Source organism: Hamadaea tsunoensis DSM 44101 (assembly GCF_000428945.1).
GTDB classification, from domain to species: Bacteria; Actinomycetota; Actinomycetes; order Mycobacteriales; family Micromonosporaceae; genus Hamadaea; species Hamadaea tsunoensis.
Window position 1 is genome coordinate 66,513 of the sequence record NZ_AUAX01000025.1, and the last position, 17,442, is coordinate 83,954.

Consider the following 17,442-nt stretch of genomic DNA (forward strand, 5'->3'; position numbering starts at 1 on the left):
AACGATGATGTTACGCCGGGCCGCGGAGACGCGGCAACTGCCCGGTCAGGTGGCGTAGCCGCGTACGCCGTTGAACGACCTGGCCAGGTTCGCCACCGTCCCCACCACCAGTCGGGCGGCCCGGTCAAGGGTCGCGTCATCGACTCGGTCGGGGGTTTCGGCGGGGGTCTGGTAGCCGGGCATGCCCATGCCGATCCCGACCGCGGGCAGTCCGGCGGCGGCGTAGCGGCGGTTGTCCGACGGCATCGCCGCGGCGACCAGGGGTACGCCGACCTCACGGCCCGCCAGGTCGAGCGCGGTGAGCAGGGGCCGGGACGGGCCGCCGGCCTGCACGTGCGCGGCATCGGCCAGCTGCGCGGCACCGTCGAGATTGATCACGAAGGTGCCCTCCTCGACGAACCGGGCATGATGCGCCGACCCGTACGCGCCGGCCTCCTCGGCGTCCAGCAGCGCGACCGCCAGACCGACCTCAAGGGGTAGGACCGTGTGCAGGACGCGGGCGGCTTCCAGGACCGCGGCGACGCCGGAGGCGTTGTCGCACGCGGCCGGGAAGCGTACTCCGTCCGGGTCGTCGCCGACCCCGTCGAAATGCGCGGTCAGCAGCACCGACAACCGGCCCGGCGCCGGTGCCCGGAACGTGGCCAGGACGTTGACGCCGGTGACGTCGACCGGGCGTACCGGCGTCGACGCCGACACCACCGCTTCGCTGGTGGCGAGTCCCTCGTGCAGGTCGGCACGCACAGCCAGCACCGGTAGGCCGACCGGCGCCGGGCCGGCGATCATCTTCGGCATCCACCCCGCGCCGTCGGTGCCTCGCGGGAGCAGAACCCCGGCAGCGCCGGCGGCGTACGCGGATGCGACGCGCTCGGCCGAGAAGCCGCTGTCGAGAACCCACGCCCCCGATACGTCCTTGTCTCCGAACCGGGCCAGGCGCCCGGCCCGTGGGGTCGGCACGTCGGCCGTCGCGAGGTGTTCGCAGAACTCCCGCCGGAACATCAAGTCCCGCGAGCCGTCGCGGTCGCGGATCGTCAGCGTCGGCGTCGCGTACACCTCGCGGACCGAGCCGGTGACCGCGAACTCGTCCAGCACCACGACCGCGCCGAGATCCCGCAGGCGGTCGGCGAGGTGATCGGCGGCGGCCCGGCCGCCGGGCGTACCGACCCGACGGCCCGCGTACGCATCAGCGGCCAGGGCGGTGACGGTTCGGCGCATCGCGTGAGGGTCCGGGCCGGCACCGGTCGGTGCCGGCCCGAGGACGGGCGAGGTCACCCGCAGCACCCCGCACCCGAAGCCACCGCATCCGCCTTCGCCGCCGTCCCGCAGCAGCCACCCTCGGCGGCCGCCTCCTGCGCCGTCCCACAGCAGGCGCTCGCCTGCGCAGGCTGCGTCGCGCCGGCGGCCGGGCCGCCGCAACAGCCACCGGCCGCCTCGGGCGGGGTCAGTGCCTCGGCCGGATCGCCGGCGAACCCGCCGACCTTCGTCGTCTCCACACTCATCACGAACTCCTTCTCCTCGAACCCGGTGCGTCAGATCAGAACCCGGTGCTCCAGATCAGCGGGGCAGGCCGATGCGCAACATCGCCTCGGTACGCATCCGGTCGTAGCGGGCGTCGGCCCGGCAGCCGGCCGTGCACACCTCACTGCACGACTCGCAGAACTCCACCCCGCGTACCTGTCCCAGGCGCTGACGCAGCTTGGCGAACATGACCGCCTCCTGTCTTGATGTTTATCGAATCAGTCGACCGAGGGAAGCTTGCACCCTGATTCGAGATCTGTCAACCTAGAGGCATGTCGAAGCAACTCGTCGTCCTGGACAACCCCGCCGACACGGCGGCCGCCTGCTGCGCGCCGATCACCGAGGCATCCCTGGACGCCGAAGCCGCCACCGACCTCGCCCGCATGTTCAAAGCCCTCGGCGACCCCATCCGGCTGCGGCTGCTCTCCCGCATCACCTCGGCTGAAGGCGGCGAGATCTGCGTGTGCGACCTGACCGGCGACGACTTCAACGTCACCGGCCCCACGATCAGCCACCACCTCAAAGTCCTGCGCGAAGCCGGGCTCATCGACGGCGAACGCCGCGGCACCTGGGTCTACTACCGACCGGTCGTGGCCAATCTTCGGCAGCTCGGCGCTCTACTCGAAGCCCCGACCGCCTGATCGGCGTCAGCTCGTCGGCTGGCCGGACCTTAGCTTCCTTCCCTTTGCCTTAACCCCTTGCGTAATGGTCAAGAATCGTTGACCATTGTCCCGTGCCTACCGATGATCTTCCCGAGACCTTCCACGTCACCACGGACGAGCAGCTGCGCGCCGTCTCCAACCTCACCCGCCACCGGATCATGGCCATCCTCCGGTTCGAGCCGTCGACGATCACGCAGATCGCCCACCGGATGGGCCTCGCGAAGGGCAGTTCCAGCTATCACGTACGCCTGCTGGAGCGGGCCGGCCTGGTGAAGGTGGTGCGGACGGCGAAGGTGAGGGGAGTCGTCGAGCGCTACTACGCGATGGCCGCGCGGTCGATCGAGTTGCCGGATCCCGGGCCGGGGCAGCCGGATGTGCTGCTGCGGAACGCGGTGGCCGACCTGGAGGCGTCGCCTGTGGACGGTGAACGGCACGTACGCATGGCGCACCTGCGACTCACCGACGAGCAGTTCACGGAGCTCGGGGAGCGGCTGCAGGCGCTGGCGGACGAGTACCGGGCGCTGTCGGATTCGGCGCTCCCCGACGTGTCGCTGGTTTTCGCGCTGTTCCGGCCGGCCTCGGGCCAGCCGGTCGAGGAGGACGCCCGATGAGTGCGATGCCAGCCGCCTTCGAGCCGACCGACCGCGAAGGACGCCGAATGAAGATGCCCACCGGGTTCGGGCGGCTGTGGACCGCGCAGACCGTGTCCTCCCTCGGCGACGGCGTGACGCATGCCGCCCTGCCGCTGATCGCGTTGACGCTGACCCGGGATCCGATGGCGCTGGCCGTCGTCACGGCCGCCGGGACGGTGCCGTGGCTGCTGTTCGGCGTACTCGGCGGGGCGCTGGTCGACCGGTGGGATCGTCGGCGCACGATGTGGGTCACGGACGCTGCGCGTACGGTGCTGCTGGGCGTGACCGCCGGGGCGGCTGTGTTCGGCGCGCTGAGCATCCCGTTGCTGGCGGCCGTCGCTTTCCTGCTCGCCCTGGGCGGTCTGTTCTTCGACACGGCTGCCACGGCGTACCTGCCGGATCTGCTGGGGCGCGATCCTGGACGGCTGGAACGGGCCAACGCTCGGCTGCGGGGTGCTCAGACCGCGGCCTCCGGCTTCGCCGGTCCGCCGGCGGGTAGTGCGCTGCTCGCGCTCGGGCGGTCGGTTCCGCTGCTCGCCGATGCGGCTTCGTTCGCGCTGTCGGCGCTGCTCGTCCGGTCGCTGCCCGCCGTGCCGCGGCCGGCCGTGAGCGCCCGCGAATCGCTGCTGCGGCAGGCGCGTGCGGGAGCTTCCTACGTGTTCAAGGATCGGCTGCTCCTCGGGCTCGCGCTGCGTCCGGCGGTCGGGAACGTCGCCTTCCTCGCCGTGGAAACGGTGCTGGCGCTGTTCGCCCGCGAACGCCTCGGCGTCGGCGCCTTCGGCTTCGGCCTGCTGCTCACCGCCGAGGCCACCGGCGGCCTGCTCGGCGCGGGCATCGCCTCGTTCCTCGGCCGGCGGCTGGGCACCGGTACGGCGCTGACCTGCACCGCCACCATCGAGGGCCTCGCCATCATGGGGCTCGCCGCCGCTCCGAACGCGTACGTGGCCGGGCTCGCGCTCGCCGTCTGCGGGGCGGGCATGGGCGCCACGATGGTGCTCGGACCGTCCCTCCGGCAGGCCATCGTCCCGGCTCATCTCATGGGGCGGGTCGCCTCCACCTCCCGCATGCTCGCCATGTGCGCCGCGCCCTTCGGCGCCTTCCTCGGCGGGTGGCTGGCCACCACCTTCGACCTGCGTACCCCGCTCTATGCCGCGGCCGGCCTGCTGCTCGCGATGACCGCGGTCACCGCGACCATGACCACCAACCGCCGGGTCGAGGCCGCACTGCGCCTCGCGCGCCCGGCGGAGGAAACCATCGAACCCATCGAGGCGTACGCGACCTCGGCGTCAACTCCAGACGCAGCGGAAGCCGACGTGGCTCATGCCGGTGTCGATCATCTGAGGGCGGCGGGCGGCGGGCCGGTAGCGCAGGCAGTAGGAGTCGGCGCAGAGGTGTGACCCGCCTTTGACCACCTTGCGGGGTACGGAGAACTGCGGCTGCCGGCGGTCGAGGCTGGCGGCCGCGGTGCCGCCGCGGGGGTTCGCCGGTGCGCAGCAGGAATCGGCGACCGGATGCTGGTCGGTCCACCAGTCGGCCGTCCACTCCCACACGTTGCCGGCCATGTCGAAGAGGCCGTAACCGTTGGGGGGAAACGATCCTACGGGTGCGGTGCGGATCCAGCCCGATTCGCCGGTGCTGCGCCACGGGAAGTCGGGGCCGTCCCACGTGTTGGCCATGATCCGACCGCCGGGGCGCGGCTCGTCGCCCCAGGTGAAGTCGGCGCCGTCGAGGCCGCCGCGGGCCGCGTACTCCCATTGGGCCTCGGTCGGCAGGGCGGCGCCGGCCCAGCGCGCGAAGGATGCGGCGTCCTCGTACGCGATGTGGACCACCGGATGCTCGCCGAGCTTGTCGATGCCGGAACGGGGTCCGCGGGGGTGGCGCCACGACGCGCCGGGCCGCCACGTCCACCACTGGTTCAGGTGGCGCAGGTCGACCGGGCCCCGGGTCGGCGTGAACACCATCGACCCGGGTACCAGGTTCTCCGGCGGGGCACCTGGGAACTGGGCCGGGTCGAGCGGCCGCTCGGCGACGGTCACGTATCCGGTCGCCGTCACGAAGGCTGCGAAACGTTCGTTCGTGACCGCGTACCGGTCGATGGCGAAACCGTCCACCGACACGCGGTGGGCCGGCGCCTCCTCGGGGTAGTGCCGGTCGGAGCCCATCACGAAGGTGCCGCCGGGCAACCGGATCGCATCGTCGGGCGTCGCCCGCCGGATTCCGGGCGACGCCAGCAGGACGGGCTCGCTCATGAGCTGGAGACGCCGGCCTTGAGCTTCTCCAGGACCTGGTCGACACCGAAGCTCGACGGCGCCTGCCGGGCCGGGAACTCGGCCAGCGTCGCGATCATCCTGGCCACGTACGCCTGCGCCGGTACCAGCGTCCACGCATGATCGAGACACCAGTCGTAGTAGGTGTTCGAGGTGATGTCGGCCCGCTCGTAGGGATCGGTACGCAGATTGAATATCTTCGGCGCACGCAACTGCGTGTACGGCTCGGCCCAGACGCGCAGCGTGCCGGGGACGCGCTGCTCCAGGAACACGAACTTCCAGTTGTCGTACCGCAGCGCGGTCAGATCGCCGTCGTCGGAGACGTAGAAGAAATGCTTGCGCGGGCTCTGGTCGACCTCGCCGGTGAGGTAGGGCAGCTGGTCGTGGCCGTCGAGGTGGACCTTGTAGCGGACGCCGTTCAGCTCGGTGCCCTCCCGCAGCCGGTCGGCGATGTCGGGTACGCCCGCCGCCGACAGGAGCGTCACGAACCAGTCGTTGTGGCTGACGATGCCGTTCAGGACCGTGCCGGCCGGGACGTGACCGGGCCAGCGGATCATCGCCGGCACCCGGTACGCGCCCTCCCAGTTGGAGTTCTTCTCGTTGCGGAAGGGCGTCATGCCCGAGTCGGGCCACGTGTTCATGTGCGGCCCGTTGTCGGTGGAGTAGATGACCAGCGTGTTGTCGGCGATGCCCAGCTCGTCCAGCGCGGTCAGGAGATCGCCGACCACGTCGTCGTGATCGAGCATCGTGTCGTGGTAATCCGACTGCCACCGCCCGGCCCGGCCCTTGCTCTCCGGCTTGGTATGCGTACGGAAGTGCATGTGGGTGGAGTTGAACCAGAGGAAGAACGGCTTGCCGTCGGTGCTCTGGCGGCGCATGAAGTCGATCGCGGCGTCGCGGAACTCCTCGTCGCACGTCTCCATCCGCTTGCGGGTCAGCGGGCCGGTGTCCTCGATGCGTTGCGTCCCGTCGGCATTGGCCCAGGAACGGATGACCCCGCGCGGGCCGAACTTCTCCCGGAATCCGGGGATGTCCTCCTCGGTCGGGTAGTCCGGCTGCTCCGGCTCCTCCTCGGCGTTGAGGTGGTAGAGGTTGCCGAAGAACTCGTCGAACCCGTGCGCCGTGGGCAGGAACTCGTCACGGTCGCCGAGGTGGTTCTTGCCGAACTGGCCGGTCGCGTACCCGATGCTCTTGAGGGCGGTGGCGATCGTGGGGTCCTCGGCCCGCAGCCCGAGGTCGGCGCCGGGCATGCCGACCTTCGTCAGGCCGGTGCGGTACGGGTTCTGCCCGCAGATGAAGGCGGCGCGCCCAGCGGTGCAGCTCTGCTCGCCGTAATAGTCGGTGAACCGCGCACCCTCGGCGGCGATCCGGTCGATGTTCGGCGTCCGGTACCCCATGACGCCGTCGGAGTAGCAGCTCAGGTTGGACGTGCCGATGTCATCGCCCCAGATGACCAGGATGTTCACACGATCCGTGCGCTCGCCGTCCGCCACTGCATCCCCCTCGGCCATGGTGCGGGCAGCGCAGCCCGCCGAACCTGATGCTAGCGGGATGATAGATATGAAATTGGTTGTATCCGGATCTCGGCGACCCTTCTCAGCTGCTGGGGACGAAGACGGCGCGTACGCCGGTGTTCTGCTGGAAGGAGAGCGTGCAGGTGGGGTTGTTGCGGCCTGTCGCCGTGTTGCACGCGCCGGCCCACCCGTCGAACCGGAAGCCGGCCAGGGGCAGGGCGTTGAGGGTGACGGTGGTGCCCACCGGGTAGGTGAAGTCGCATTCCGCGGTGCAGGTGTGGTCGCCCGTCGCGTTCACTATGCCGCCCGAGGCGGGGAACACCTGCACCTTGATCGTGAAGGTGGCGACGGCGAAGGTCGCGGCCACCGTCTGCGTACCGGCGGCGATGGTCACTGTGCAGCGCGTGTCGTCGGGCGCTGGGCAGTTCTGCCAGCCGCCGAACGTCGCGCCCTCGGCCGGTGTCGCCGTGAGGGTGACCACCGTGCCGAGGGGATAGCCGCTCCGGCAGCCGGTCGGGCAGGTGATGGCGGCCGGGCTGCTGCTCACGGATCCGGTGCCGCTGACATCGACCGCCAGCGTACCGGTGGACTCGCCGCCGCCACCACCGTCGCCGCCGAAGACCAGCCAGCCGATCACACCGAGTGCGACGATCACCAGTCCCGCGGCTACCGCGTACGGCCACCAGGGTCTGGCCGGCCGGGCGGAGGGCGCCACGTCGAAGGCGACGCGGGTGCTGAGCCGCGAGGCCTCTTCGGGGGCCGAGTCGGCAGGGTATACGCGTCCCTGCAACGTGTAGGCGCCGGCGGCCGTCCCGGCGGGCACGGCGATCCTGACCAGATAGGACACCGAGGTGCCGGCGTCCACCCGGCGCTGGGGTTCGTCGACGCCGAACCAGCCGCCGTCGGCGCCGTCACCGGGTACGACCTCGAAGACCACCTGGTTCGGTGCGGCTCCCGAGTTGGTCGCGGTGAACGCGACCTCGGCCCGGCCCTGCCCGTCCAGCTTCACCCGCTCGGCGGCTGCGGTGACCGCCAGTTCCGTCGTCATCGATTGCCCTCCCGTCCGTGTGGGCACGAGTATGGCCCTCCGGAGTTCCCAGGACGATCAGGAAAGCGTCACTGTCGCCGGAAAGCGTCACTCTCTCCGGAAAGCATCACTGTCGCCGGAAAGCGGCGTCGAGACCGTCGACGAGCCGCGCGAACGTCTCGTCGACCGACGCCGGCAGCCCGAATCCCCCGGCCGCCTCCAGCGCCACGAAACCGTGCAGCAGCACGCGAAGCGACCGGATGGCGTGGACGAGATCCTCACCCGCCAGGCCGTAGTCCCCGAGAGTGGCCGCGAGTACGCCGACCGCCGCCGTCCCCGCCGCGATGTGCTCGGCGTCCGCCGGGTCGGGTGCGCGTACGCTCGCCGCGGACCGGGCCGGGTGGCGGTGCGCGTACTCCCGGTAGGCGGTGGCCACGGCGAACAGGGCGTCGCGGCCCGAGCGGCCGACCGCGGCGGTGCCCAGCGCGGCGGTGAGCTCGCGGACGCCGAGGACCGCGAGGTCGCGTCGCAGCCCGTCGAGGCTGTCGATGTGCTTGTAGAGGCCGGGCAGCGAGACGTTGAGCCGCTTGGCGACGGTGGCCAGCGCGAGGCGGTCGAGACCCACCTCGTCGGCCACCGCCGCGGCCTCGGCGACCACGCGGTCGCGCGTCAGACCCATGCGGGGCACCGGTCCTCCTCAGCGTCGGTTGCGGCCCAGAACGATACCCGTGCCGGTGACCCAGACAAGCAGCAGCGGCAGCGACACCCAGGCGGCGACCGAGAAGCCGTCGAGCAGGAAGAGGTAGCCCACACCCGACAGGACGATCGCCACGGCGAGGGCCGGGCCCGTGAAGCGCAGCCAGGCGGGCAGCCCGACGCGCCGGGCGAGCGCTGTTCCGGCCAGGGCGAGCCCGGCGAGGAGGAACATCTTCACGCCGTCGAGCCGGTTGATCGTTTCGCTGAGCGTGCCGGCCGTGGCGGCATCCCCGTTGGACGTCGCGGGGCCGGCGACGACGATGCCGAGTCCGCATTGGACGAACGCGATCAGCGCCGCGATGCCGCCGGTCGCGGCGGTCCAGAAGGCGGCCCGGCGGGCGCCGGCGGCCCGGCCCGAGCGGGCCAGCCCGAACGCCACGACGGCCAGGAACACCGAGGCGACACCCTCGGTGAGGACGAACTGGGCTATCGCGCCGGTCTGGTGGCCGGTGTACGCGGCGACGAGTTCCGCTCCGGTCGAGTGGACGTCGGTGCTCGCCGACGAGACGCTCAGCCCGGCGATCCAGGCGGCCGTGTACGCGATGCCGGCCGAGGCCGGGACGGTCAGCCACCAGCGGCGTACGCGGGTGGGGGTGGTGGTGGGGGTGGCGAGGTCGGTCACAGCCGCTCCAGGTGTGCGAGAAGGTTAAGGTTGCTAACTCATAAGTTAGTGGCATTAACTTCGGCTGTCAAGCGCGGGGTGGGCAAGCGTTGTGAGCGAGCGTGGTAAGGCGGTGGTAAGGCGGCCGATCCAGGATTCCCCGCAGATCGCCGGCCACGGGGGACGGCGAGAGAACTGAAACGGGGAAACAGTGAGGAAAACCCTGACGCGCTGGGCGGTCGCCGCCGTGGCCGTCCTCGGGCTGGTCGTCGGCATCAGCGAGCCGGCGGCCGCGGTGGACTACAAGTTCAACATCACGGACGGAGACAAGGTGGTATTCGGATATACCTCCATGAACGTCCAGCAGACCTGGATCGACATCTGCGACAAGCTGTCCGACGGCGTCGGCGTCTACGTCGAGTTCCACATCTACAAGAACGGCGAGGCCGCGCAGTACAAGACCCTCAGTGACACCAACGGTTCGGCCGGTGGCTGCGGCGACTACACCACCCCGAGCGGCTGGCGGATCATCGACCTGAACGGTCACGACCGCAACGGCCACAGCACGGGCTGGAAGTACTTCCCGTAATGCGATGGGGAGGGCCGGCGTACCGCCGGTTCTCCCCATGATCCTTCTTGCCGTGGTGATCTAGGCTCGGCGCGTGGAATTCCGGGTGCTGGGGGGCATGGCGGCGGAGCATGCCGGCCGGGCGGTGGAGCTCGGCCGGCGGCAGGAGCGGTGCCTGCTGGGTCTGCTCCTGCTGGAGGCGGGCCGGGTCGTCACGATGGACCGGCTCGTCGACCTGCTGTGGCCGGTGGAACCACCCGCCGCCAGCCGCGCGACCCTGCACACCTACGCTGCCCGCCTGCGCTCGAAGCTCAGCCCGTTCGGGATTCCCGTGACCGCCCGCGACGGCGGGTACGCGGTCGGCGTGGACGCGTACCAGGTGGACGTGCACCGGTTCCGGGCCGAGGTCGAGCGGGCCCGCGACATCGCCGATCCCGCGGCCCGGGTCGAAGTCCTCGCCGCCGCGCTCGGGCTGTGGCGCGGACCGGTCCTCGCCGGGGTGGCCGACGACGCGCTCGCCGTCCGGCTCGGCCGGCCGTTCGAGGAGCTGCGCTTCGAGGCGCTGGAACTGCACGCCGACGCGGCGCTGGCCGCGGGCTGCCACGAGACCCTGGTCGTGTCGCTCACCGCGCTGCTGGAACAGCAGCCGACCCGGGAACGGCTCGTCGGGTCGCTCATGACCGCGTTGTACCGCAACGGGCGGCAGGCGGACGCGCTCGACCTCTACCGGCGGACCCGGGCGATCCTCGCCGACGAGCTGGGCCTCGATCCCTCGGCCGAGTTGCAGTCGCTGCATCGGCGGGTGCTGGCCGGCGACCCCGATCTGGCGTTCCGCGCTCCCACCGGCCGGACGACCGCACGCCGGTTCCTGCCCCGTGACATCCCGGACTTCGCGGGGCGGCAGGCCGAGCTGGACGAACTCGACCGCAGGCTGAGCGGGCCGGCCGGCCCTGCGATGATCGTCATCACCGCGATCGCCGGGACCGCCGGGGTCGGCAAGACCGCGCTGGCCGTGCGCTGGGCGCGGCGGTCGGCGTCCCTGTTCCCGGACGGCCAGCTGTACGTCGACCTGCGGGGGTTCGACAACCGCGCCCCGATGTCGGCCCGCGAGGCGCTCAGCCACCTGCTGGCCCAGCTGGAGGTGGCACCCGAGCGGGTCCCGGCCGGGCTCGACCAGGCGGCCGCGCTGTTCCGCGGCCTGGTGGCCGACCGGAAGCTGCTGCTGGTGCTGGACAACGCGGCCGCCGCCGAGCAGGTCCGTCCGCTGCTGCCCGGCACACCGGACTGCGTGGTGCTCGTGACGAGCCGGACCGTGCTCGGCGGCCTCGTGGCCCGCGAGGGGGCCGCCCGGCTGACCCTCGACGTCCTGCCGGCCGAGACCTCCGCCGAACTGCTGGCGGCCATCCTCGGCGCCGATCGGGCCGAGGCTGAACCGCTTGCCGTGCAACGACTTGGCGAGATCTGCGGGCACCTGCCGCTGGCGCTGCGGATCGCCGCCGCCAACCTCGTCGCGGAGCCGGGCCGCAGTGTCGCCGACTACGTCGCGAGTCTGGGCGAAGCGGTCCGCATCGGCGCGCTCGCGGTCGCCGACGATCCGGCCAGCGCCGTCCGCACGATCTTCGACCAGTCGTACGGCGCCCTGTCCGCCGAACGCCGGCGCGCCTTCCGGCTGCTCGGCCTGATCCCCGGCGACGACTTCGACGTGGCGGCCGTGGCCGCGCTCACCGGCCGGCCCGCGGCCGACGCCGCGCAGGCGCTCGCCGGCCTGCTCGACGCGCACCTCATCGTGGCGAAGGACGCCGACCGCTACGCGATGCACGATCTGGTCCGGCTGTACGCGCGTGAGCAGGTCGCGGCGCCCGAAGCAGCCGAACCGCTGCACGCCTGGTACGCGTACTACGCGGCGGTCGCCCGAAGTGCCGTCGAAGTGGTGTCTCCGCAGACCACCCGGCTACCGGCCCCGGCCGGCGAGCGGAGTTCCGAGGTCCGTTTCGCGGATTCGTCGGCCGCGCTCGCCTGGCTGGTCGTGGAGCAGCCGAACCTCGCCGCCGCCGTGGCGTACGCGGACCGGGCCGGGCTGTCCTCGTTCGCCTGGTCGATCGCCGACACGCTGCGCGGCTACTTCTGGATCCGGCGGGATCTGCACGCCTGGACCGCGATGGCGGAGACAGGGCTGGCGGCCGCGACGTCCGCCGCGTCGACCACCGGTCAGGCGGCGATGCACGTGAGCCTCGGGGTCGCCCGGCGGGCCGCCGGTGATCTCGACGGCTCGATCGAGCACCTGACCGCGGCCTTGGCGTACGCGCGCGCCTGCGCATGGGCGGAGTGCGAGGCCACGGTCGTCGGCAGCCTGGGCATCGCGCACGCCGAGACGGGGAACGGCCCGGCGGCGTTCGCCGCGTTCGACGAGGCGGTCGCCATCAACCGGCGGCTGGGCCGGGTCGGCCCGCTCGCCGTGCAACTGGGCAATGCCGCGGGTCTGCGGCGCCGGCTGGGTGAGCTGCGGCGCGCCGAGGGCGACCTCGCCGAGGCGCTGACCGTCTACCGTGCCTCGGGCAACCGGGCCGGCGAGGCCGTCACGCTGACGAACCTCGCGATGACCCGGCACGAACTGGGTGACGCGGCGGGCGCCGCGGAACTGCTCGCCGAGGCGCTGGCCGGGCACCGGGAGCTCGACGACCGGTACGGCGAGGCGATCGCGTCGACCGCGCTGGGCCGGCTGAGCCTCGATGCCGGTGATCTCGACGATGCGGCGGCGCGGCTGGCGGCCGCGGTCGAGCTGGCCGGGCAGACCGGCGACGTCCAGCACGAGGCGGCCGCCACCGGGCTGCTGGCCATGGTGGCGCTCGGATCCGGCGATCCAGGCACCGCGGCCGATCGGATGGAGCGCGCCCTCGCGCTGCCCGGCGTCGACGGCCACACCTACCTGTACGCCGACCTCCTCGACGAGCACGCCCGGGTCCTGCTGGCCGGCGGCCGGGTCGCCGAGGCGGCCGAACGCGCGACCGCAGCCCTGAACCTCGCCCGGGCCGACGGCTACGCGGTGATCGAGACGCATGCCCGTACGACGCTCGCGGAGATCCGGCTGCGGGCGGGCGACCCCGTTGCCGCGGCGGCCGAGGCCGAGCTGGCTCGGGAACTCGTCGAGCACACCGGTTACGCCCGCTGTACGCAGCGCGTCGAGGCGGTTCTCGCAGGCACGGCGTATCCGGCCGGCTCATCAGGTCGCGGGTCGGATCACCCCCCGCTCGTACGCGTACACCACCGCGTGGACACGGTCGCGTAACTCCAGTTTGGACAGTATCCGGCTCACGTGGGTCTTGACGGTACCCTCGGTGAGGAAGAGCGCGGCGGCGATCTCCAGATTGGACATGCCCTTGGCGACCAGGCCCAGCACCTCCCGCTCGCGTTCGGTGAGGCGGCCCAGGTCGGCCGGGGGCGGCGGCTCGTCACCGACGCCGACGTAGCGCTCCAGCAGCCGCCGGGTCGCCGAGGGCGCGACGACCGCATCGCCGCGGGCGACGACGCGTATGGCCGACAGGAGGTCGTCGGCCAGGGTGTCCTTGAGGAGGAAGGCGCTCGCCCCGGCCCGGAGGGCGGCGTAGACGTACTCGTCGAGGTCGAACGTCGTGAGGACCAGCACGTGGATGTGCGGGGCCTGGGCCCGCAGCCGTCTCGTCGCCGCCACGCCGTCCACGTCCGGCATGCGTACGTCCATGAGGACGACGTCCGGGTTCAGCTCCAGGGCCAGGTCCACGGCCTCGCCGCCGTCGCCGGCCTCGCCGACGACCGACATGTCGCCGGTGTTCTCCAGGATCATCTTCAGCCCGGTACGCACCAGCGCCTGGTCGTCCGCGATCAGGACCCGGATCATCGGCCTCCTCCCCGTTCCGTTCGCTGCCGTGGCAGCCAGGCCGTGACCTGGAAGCCGACGTCGGCCGGGCCGGCGGTGAAGCGCCCGCCGAGCAGTTCGGCGCGCTCGCGCATGCCGCGCAGCCCGGCGCCGTCCCCGGCCGGCCTGGCCGGGGTGCCGTCATCGGTGCAGACGACCGTCAGGCTGCCCGGCTGATAGATGATCTCGACCCGGGCGGTGGCGCCGGGTCCGGCGTGCTTGACGGTGTTGGTCAGCGCCTCCTGCACGATGCGGTACACGGCCAGCCCCACGGCCGTCGGCACGGCGCCGCGCTCACCGCTCTCGGCGAAGTCCACCGCCACCCCCGCCGCGGCGAGCTGGGCCACGAGCTTCGGCAGGGCGGCCAGGCCGGGTACCGGATGCCAGCCGGCACCGGGGTTCACCGCACCGAGCACCCGGCGCATGTCGGCCAGCGACTCCCGGCCGGTCTCGACGATCGCCGCCAGCGCCGCCCGGGTGTCCTCGGGCCGATGATCCAGAGCGGCCACGCCGCCCTGCGCCTGCACGACCATCACGGACAAGCCGTGCGCCACCACGTCGTGCAGCTCCCGGCTGATGCGGTCCCGCTCGGCCGCGACCGCCAGGGCGGCCTGCTGGTGCTGCGAACGCTCGAGGTCGTCGGCTCGTGCGCGCAGGGCTTCCAGGTACGCGCGGCGGCTGCGCGCGGCCGCGCCGGTCGCCCAGGCCACCAGGAACAGCGAGCCCAGCAGCGAGAGCAGGCCGGTCTGGTCCATCATGAAGATCTTGGGGGCGATGACGAGGACGGGCAGGTCCGGCTGCGGATCCTGGGCGATCGCGTATTTGACGTCCGACACTTCGACGTTCTTGCCGTCCCGTTCGGCGGCGGACTTCCACAGCATGAAGGCGCCTGCCGCCACCACGACCACGAGGACGAGGGCGCTCAGCGACACCGCTCGGGGCCGCAGGTCGGCGACGGTGTAGAGCACGGCCGCCGCGGTCAGATCCGCCGCCGTGATCGGTGACCCGAGCACCAGGTGCACGACGGCCGCCGTGACGCTCAGGCCGAGCATCGACAACGGTGCGACCCGGCGCAGAGCGAGGGCGGCGGTGCAGGCCAGGGTCGCCAGCCACCAGATCATCAGGGGTTCCGGCAACGTGGCGGTCTTCAGACCGTCCAGCAGCCCCGCGGGCGAGTTCACCACCGCGGAGACGACGAGCAGCACCACGGCCAGCCCGGCGTCCGTCCACACCCGACGATTCCCCACTGCATTCATGGTCATCGCAGCATACGTCGGCAGTGTCCACTCCGGATCTGTCTCAGGAGGGACATGCGAAGCCTTCCGCGTACATCCGAAGGAAGAGGGAGCGGACGACGGTGGAGCGACGCGGGTTGAGGCGGTCGCGGCCGAGGCTGGGTTCATGAACCTCACCCGAACCCTGACCCTGGCGGGCCTCGCGGGCCTGGCCGGCGCGGTCGTGGCGGCGGTACCGGCGGCCGCGGGGCCGCCGGCGATCGTCTGGGCCCCCTGCCCCTCGGCGGTGACCAGCACCGACCGGGTGCCGCCGGAAGACCTCGACCGGTACCGCGAGCTCGTGTCCACGCTGCAGTGCGGCACCCTGCGGGTGCCGCTGGACTACCGGCGACCGGGCGGAAAGTCGATCACGATCGGCTTCACCCGCCTGCCGGCCGCCGACCGCGCCCACCGGCAGGGAACCCTCGCGGTCAACCCGGGCGGACCGGGCGGCTCGGCCTACCTCATGCCCATCGACCTGAGCATGTCCCCGACGACCGCCGGGCTGCACGACACCTACGATCTGATCGGCATGGACCCGCGCGGCGTCGGCTACAGCACGCGGGCCACCTGCGACGAACCCCCGAGCGTGGCCGCGGCGCAGGAGTCCCGCGGCCTGGCCGCGGTGACGAACCCCGACGCGCTCACCCGCGAGCAGGCGTTGGCGATCTACGCCGACTCCGTTATCAAGAACAGGACGTGCCTGGCCGCTCAGGGCGAGTTCCTCCGCCAGGTCACCACCGAGAACATCTCCCGTGACCTCGATGCCGTACGCGCGGGCCTCGGCGAGCGGCGGATCAGCTTCTTCGGCGTGTCGTGGGGCACGTGGTTCGGATCCGTCTACCGCAGCCTGTTCCCGAGCCACGTCGATCGCATGTGGATCGACAGCAGTGCGCCGACGCGGTTCTACGGCAACGAGTTCATCACCGCCCGGTCGACCGCGGCGGAAGCCGGGGCGGACCGGATGACCGTCTGGATCGCGCAGCACGACGACGTCTACCACTTCGGCACCACGGCGTCGGCCGTCAAGGCATCGCTGCTCGCCCTCGAACAGTCGCTGACCGATCACCCCCGGGTCTTCACCGACCTGCCGAAACCGGTGGACGCCATCGTGGTCGCCCTGTCGACCGTGCAGCCGTCACCGGTGTGGCCGCTGGCCGCCGTCGTCCTGGCCGAAATGCGCGACTCCCACGACGGTACGCCGGCACCGCCGCACGTGAAGATGGTCCTCGGCGGTGACGACGGTGGCGGTGACGGTGGCGACACGCCGCCGCCGGCCGACGCGCCGCAGGACTTCAACGATGTGATGAACCACGCCGCCATCTGCAACGAAGACTTCGGGCGGCGCGACTTCGACACCGCGTGGAACACCTACCAGCAGCTCAGCACGTTGCCGCTGAGCGGCCTGCTGGCCCAGTTCGACGCGGGCTGCGCCGGCTGGGACCCCGTCCGGCCGGTGACCCTCAAGTACAGCACCGGCGCCCTGGTCCTGTCCGGCCACCGGGACGAGTCCGTCTCCATCTATCCCTGGACGCTGCAGATGCAGCACGCCATCGGGGGCACGGTCCTCACCGTCAACGACGACGTGCACGGATCCGTGGCCAGGACGCAGGACTGCTCCGCGCTGCTGGTCGCGTACTTCCGCACCGGAGCGCTGACGTCGCGGCAGTGTGAGGGCGAGGGCGAGAACCCCGATCCTTCCGACGTCCGGGACTGACCGGTCACCCACGAGGTCGCCCCGTCCCGACGGACGGGGCGACCTTCCTTGTCGGCGCGGCCGTCAGGCGACGGCCGTGGCCTGCTCCAGATAGGACGGAAGCAGCTCGGCCCACCGGGCCGCGTCGTCGCCGCCCGCGCGCCCGGCGACGTGGGCCGCCAGGTTCTCGGCGTGGACCTGCCAGCCGACCCCGTAGTAGGCGACCTTCTCCAGCGGCATGCCGCTGGTCTCGATGACGAGCGCGGTGTGATCGCCGTCGGCGGTCAGCGTGGCCTCGATGACATGGTCGAACGGCGGCACGCCGCCGTTCTCCCGCCAGGACTCGTCGACCTCCGTGGTGACGACCCGCAGCCGCCTCGGCGGCTCGCACACCTCCACCCGCCCGACCCCGTCCAGGCCGGCCGCCTCGATGTGGACCCGGAACTCGCCGCCCCGGCGGAGGTCGCCCTCGACGGTGCCGTACCAGCGGGCCAGCCGCGCCGGGTCGGTCAGCGCCGACCACAGGTCGTCGATGTCGGTGTCGTAGCGGTCCTCGATGCGGACGACGCCCCTGCCGTCGGCCGCCCGCAGGCTGCCCAGAATGCGCGTGGCGCCGCCTGTCCCAGTGGTCATCCGGTGCTCCTTCGCTCGTGCCTGCCTCGGGCCACCTCGGCGTGCAGCGCGTCCATCCGCTGCTGCCACAAGGCTCGGTAACGGCCCAGCCATTCGTCGATCTCGGCGAGCGGCTGGGGGCGGAGGCTGTAGATGCGCTGCTGCGCCCGCTGACGAACCTCGACCAGGCCGGCCTCGCGTAACACGCGCAGATGCCGGGAGACGCCCGGCCGGGCGATCGGCAGCAGCGCCGCCAGCTCGCCCGCCGTCGCCTCGCCGGCGACCAGCGCGTCCAGCACGGTACGCCGGCTCTCGTCCGCCAGGGCGTGCAGAACTGCCTCCATGCGGCCAATGTACCCAGCAGGTTACGTACCCGTCAAGGTACATAGAAGTGCGGACTTCATACACCGGCCATCCACTGTCCAT

General features: G+C 71.9%; 18 protein-coding genes. 6 read left to right on the forward strand and 12 right to left on the reverse strand.

Annotation, left to right across the window (positions count from 1 at the left end; all coding sequences use genetic code 11):
• Positions 1-45: 45 nt before the first annotated feature.
• From G401_RS0130160 to G401_RS56265, 3 genes are read right to left on the reverse strand one after another with little or no spacing between them, the layout of a single operon-like run.
• Complete coding sequence (locus tag G401_RS0130160) at positions 46-1,212, reverse strand: M28 family metallopeptidase (RefSeq protein ID WP_084557785.1); 1,167 nt, start codon at positions 1,210-1,212, stop codon at positions 46-48.
• Positions 1,213-1,265: 53 nt separating this feature from the next.
• A complete protein-coding gene (locus G401_RS0130165) occupies positions 1,266-1,496 on the reverse strand; it encodes a hypothetical protein (RefSeq protein ID WP_027345421.1) in 231 nt (76 codons plus the stop codon).
• Positions 1,497-1,551: 55 nt separating this feature from the next.
• A complete protein-coding gene (locus G401_RS56265; protein WP_157546575.1) occupies positions 1,552-1,704 on the reverse strand; it encodes a hypothetical protein in 153 nt (50 codons plus the stop codon).
• 83 nt (positions 1,705-1,787) lie between these two features.
• On the opposite strand from G401_RS56265, the gene G401_RS0130175 reads away from it, so the two are divergent.
• From G401_RS0130175 to G401_RS49430, 3 genes are all read left to right on the forward strand, one after another.
• Positions 1,788-2,156 (forward strand): ArsR/SmtB family transcription factor, encoded by a 369-nt coding sequence (locus G401_RS0130175; protein WP_027345422.1) that lies wholly within the window; start codon positions 1,788-1,790, stop codon positions 2,154-2,156.
• Between the two features lie 92 nt (positions 2,157-2,248).
• A complete protein-coding gene (locus G401_RS0130180; RefSeq protein WP_027345423.1) occupies positions 2,249-2,788 on the forward strand; it encodes an ArsR/SmtB family transcription factor in 540 nt (179 codons plus the stop codon).
• 47 nt (positions 2,789-2,835) lie between these two features.
• Complete coding sequence (locus G401_RS49430) at positions 2,836-4,206, forward strand: MFS transporter (protein WP_211240880.1); 1,371 nt, start codon at positions 2,836-2,838, stop codon at positions 4,204-4,206.
• Here the strand turns inward: G401_RS49430 and G401_RS0130190 are convergent.
• The 5 genes from G401_RS0130190 to G401_RS0130210 all read right to left on the reverse strand — a co-directional run bounded on the left by G401_RS0130190 (position 4,096) and on the right by G401_RS0130210 (position 8,995).
• A complete protein-coding gene (locus G401_RS0130190; RefSeq protein ID WP_084557776.1) occupies positions 4,096-5,058 on the reverse strand; it encodes a formylglycine-generating enzyme family protein in 963 nt (320 codons plus the stop codon). The two genes, G401_RS49430 and G401_RS0130190, sit on opposite strands and share 111 nt — an antisense overlap.
• Complete coding sequence (locus G401_RS0130195) at positions 5,055-6,569, reverse strand: arylsulfatase (protein ID WP_027345425.1); 1,515 nt, start codon at positions 6,567-6,569, stop codon at positions 5,055-5,057. Before G401_RS0130195 ends, G401_RS0130190 begins: the two co-directional genes overlap by 4 nt.
• A gap of 103 nt (positions 6,570-6,672) precedes the next feature.
• Positions 6,673-7,638: an InlB B-repeat-containing protein gene (locus G401_RS53520; RefSeq protein ID WP_051367355.1), complete on the reverse strand. Its 966-nt coding sequence runs from the start codon at positions 7,636-7,638 to the stop codon at positions 6,673-6,675.
• A 106-nt stretch (positions 7,639-7,744) separates the two neighbouring features.
• Positions 7,745-8,296 carry a TetR-like C-terminal domain-containing protein gene (locus tag G401_RS0130205; RefSeq protein WP_245601893.1) on the reverse strand — a complete coding sequence of 184 codons (552 nt, stop codon included), beginning with the start codon at positions 8,294-8,296 and terminating at the stop codon, positions 7,745-7,747.
• Positions 8,297-8,314: 18 nt separating this feature from the next.
• A complete protein-coding gene (locus tag G401_RS0130210; RefSeq protein ID WP_027345427.1) occupies positions 8,315-8,995 on the reverse strand; it encodes a hypothetical protein in 681 nt (226 codons plus the stop codon).
• 190 nt (positions 8,996-9,185) lie between these two features.
• On the opposite strand from G401_RS0130210, the gene G401_RS0130215 reads away from it, so the two are divergent.
• Together G401_RS0130215 and G401_RS49440 are read left to right on the forward strand one after the other, a co-directional pair.
• Entirely contained in the window at positions 9,186-9,563 is a 378-nt protein-coding gene (locus tag G401_RS0130215; protein ID WP_157546577.1) for a hypothetical protein, read from the forward strand.
• 73 nt (positions 9,564-9,636) lie between these two features.
• On the forward strand, positions 9,637-12,828 hold the full coding sequence (locus tag G401_RS49440) for an AfsR/SARP family transcriptional regulator (protein WP_051367356.1): 3,192 nt from the start codon (positions 9,637-9,639) through the stop codon (positions 12,826-12,828).
• Here G401_RS49440 and G401_RS0130225 read toward each other — a convergent pair.
• On the reverse strand, positions 12,763-13,416 hold the full coding sequence (locus G401_RS0130225) for a response regulator (protein WP_027345429.1): 654 nt from the start codon (positions 13,414-13,416) through the stop codon (positions 12,763-12,765). The genes G401_RS49440 and G401_RS0130225 overlap by 66 nt on opposite strands.
• Complete coding sequence (locus tag G401_RS0130230) at positions 13,413-14,681, reverse strand: sensor histidine kinase (RefSeq protein ID WP_211240881.1); 1,269 nt, start codon at positions 14,679-14,681, stop codon at positions 13,413-13,415. Before G401_RS0130230 ends, G401_RS0130225 begins: the two co-directional genes overlap by 4 nt.
• A gap of 154 nt (positions 14,682-14,835) precedes the next feature.
• Between G401_RS0130230 and G401_RS49445 the strand changes: the two genes are divergently transcribed.
• Positions 14,836-16,425, forward strand: a complete 1,590-nt coding sequence (locus G401_RS49445; protein ID WP_051367358.1) for an alpha/beta fold hydrolase — start codon at positions 14,836-14,838, stop codon at positions 16,423-16,425.
• 63 nt (positions 16,426-16,488) lie between these two features.
• Here the strand turns inward: G401_RS49445 and G401_RS0130240 are convergent, their stop codons facing one another.
• Complete coding sequence (locus G401_RS0130240) at positions 16,489-17,037, reverse strand: SRPBCC domain-containing protein (RefSeq protein ID WP_027345431.1); 549 nt, start codon at positions 17,035-17,037, stop codon at positions 16,489-16,491.
• A complete protein-coding gene (locus G401_RS0130245) occupies positions 17,034-17,360 on the reverse strand; it encodes an ArsR/SmtB family transcription factor (protein WP_027345432.1) in 327 nt (108 codons plus the stop codon). Before G401_RS0130245 ends, G401_RS0130240 begins: the two co-directional genes overlap by 4 nt.
• Positions 17,361-17,442: the final 82 nt, after the last annotated feature.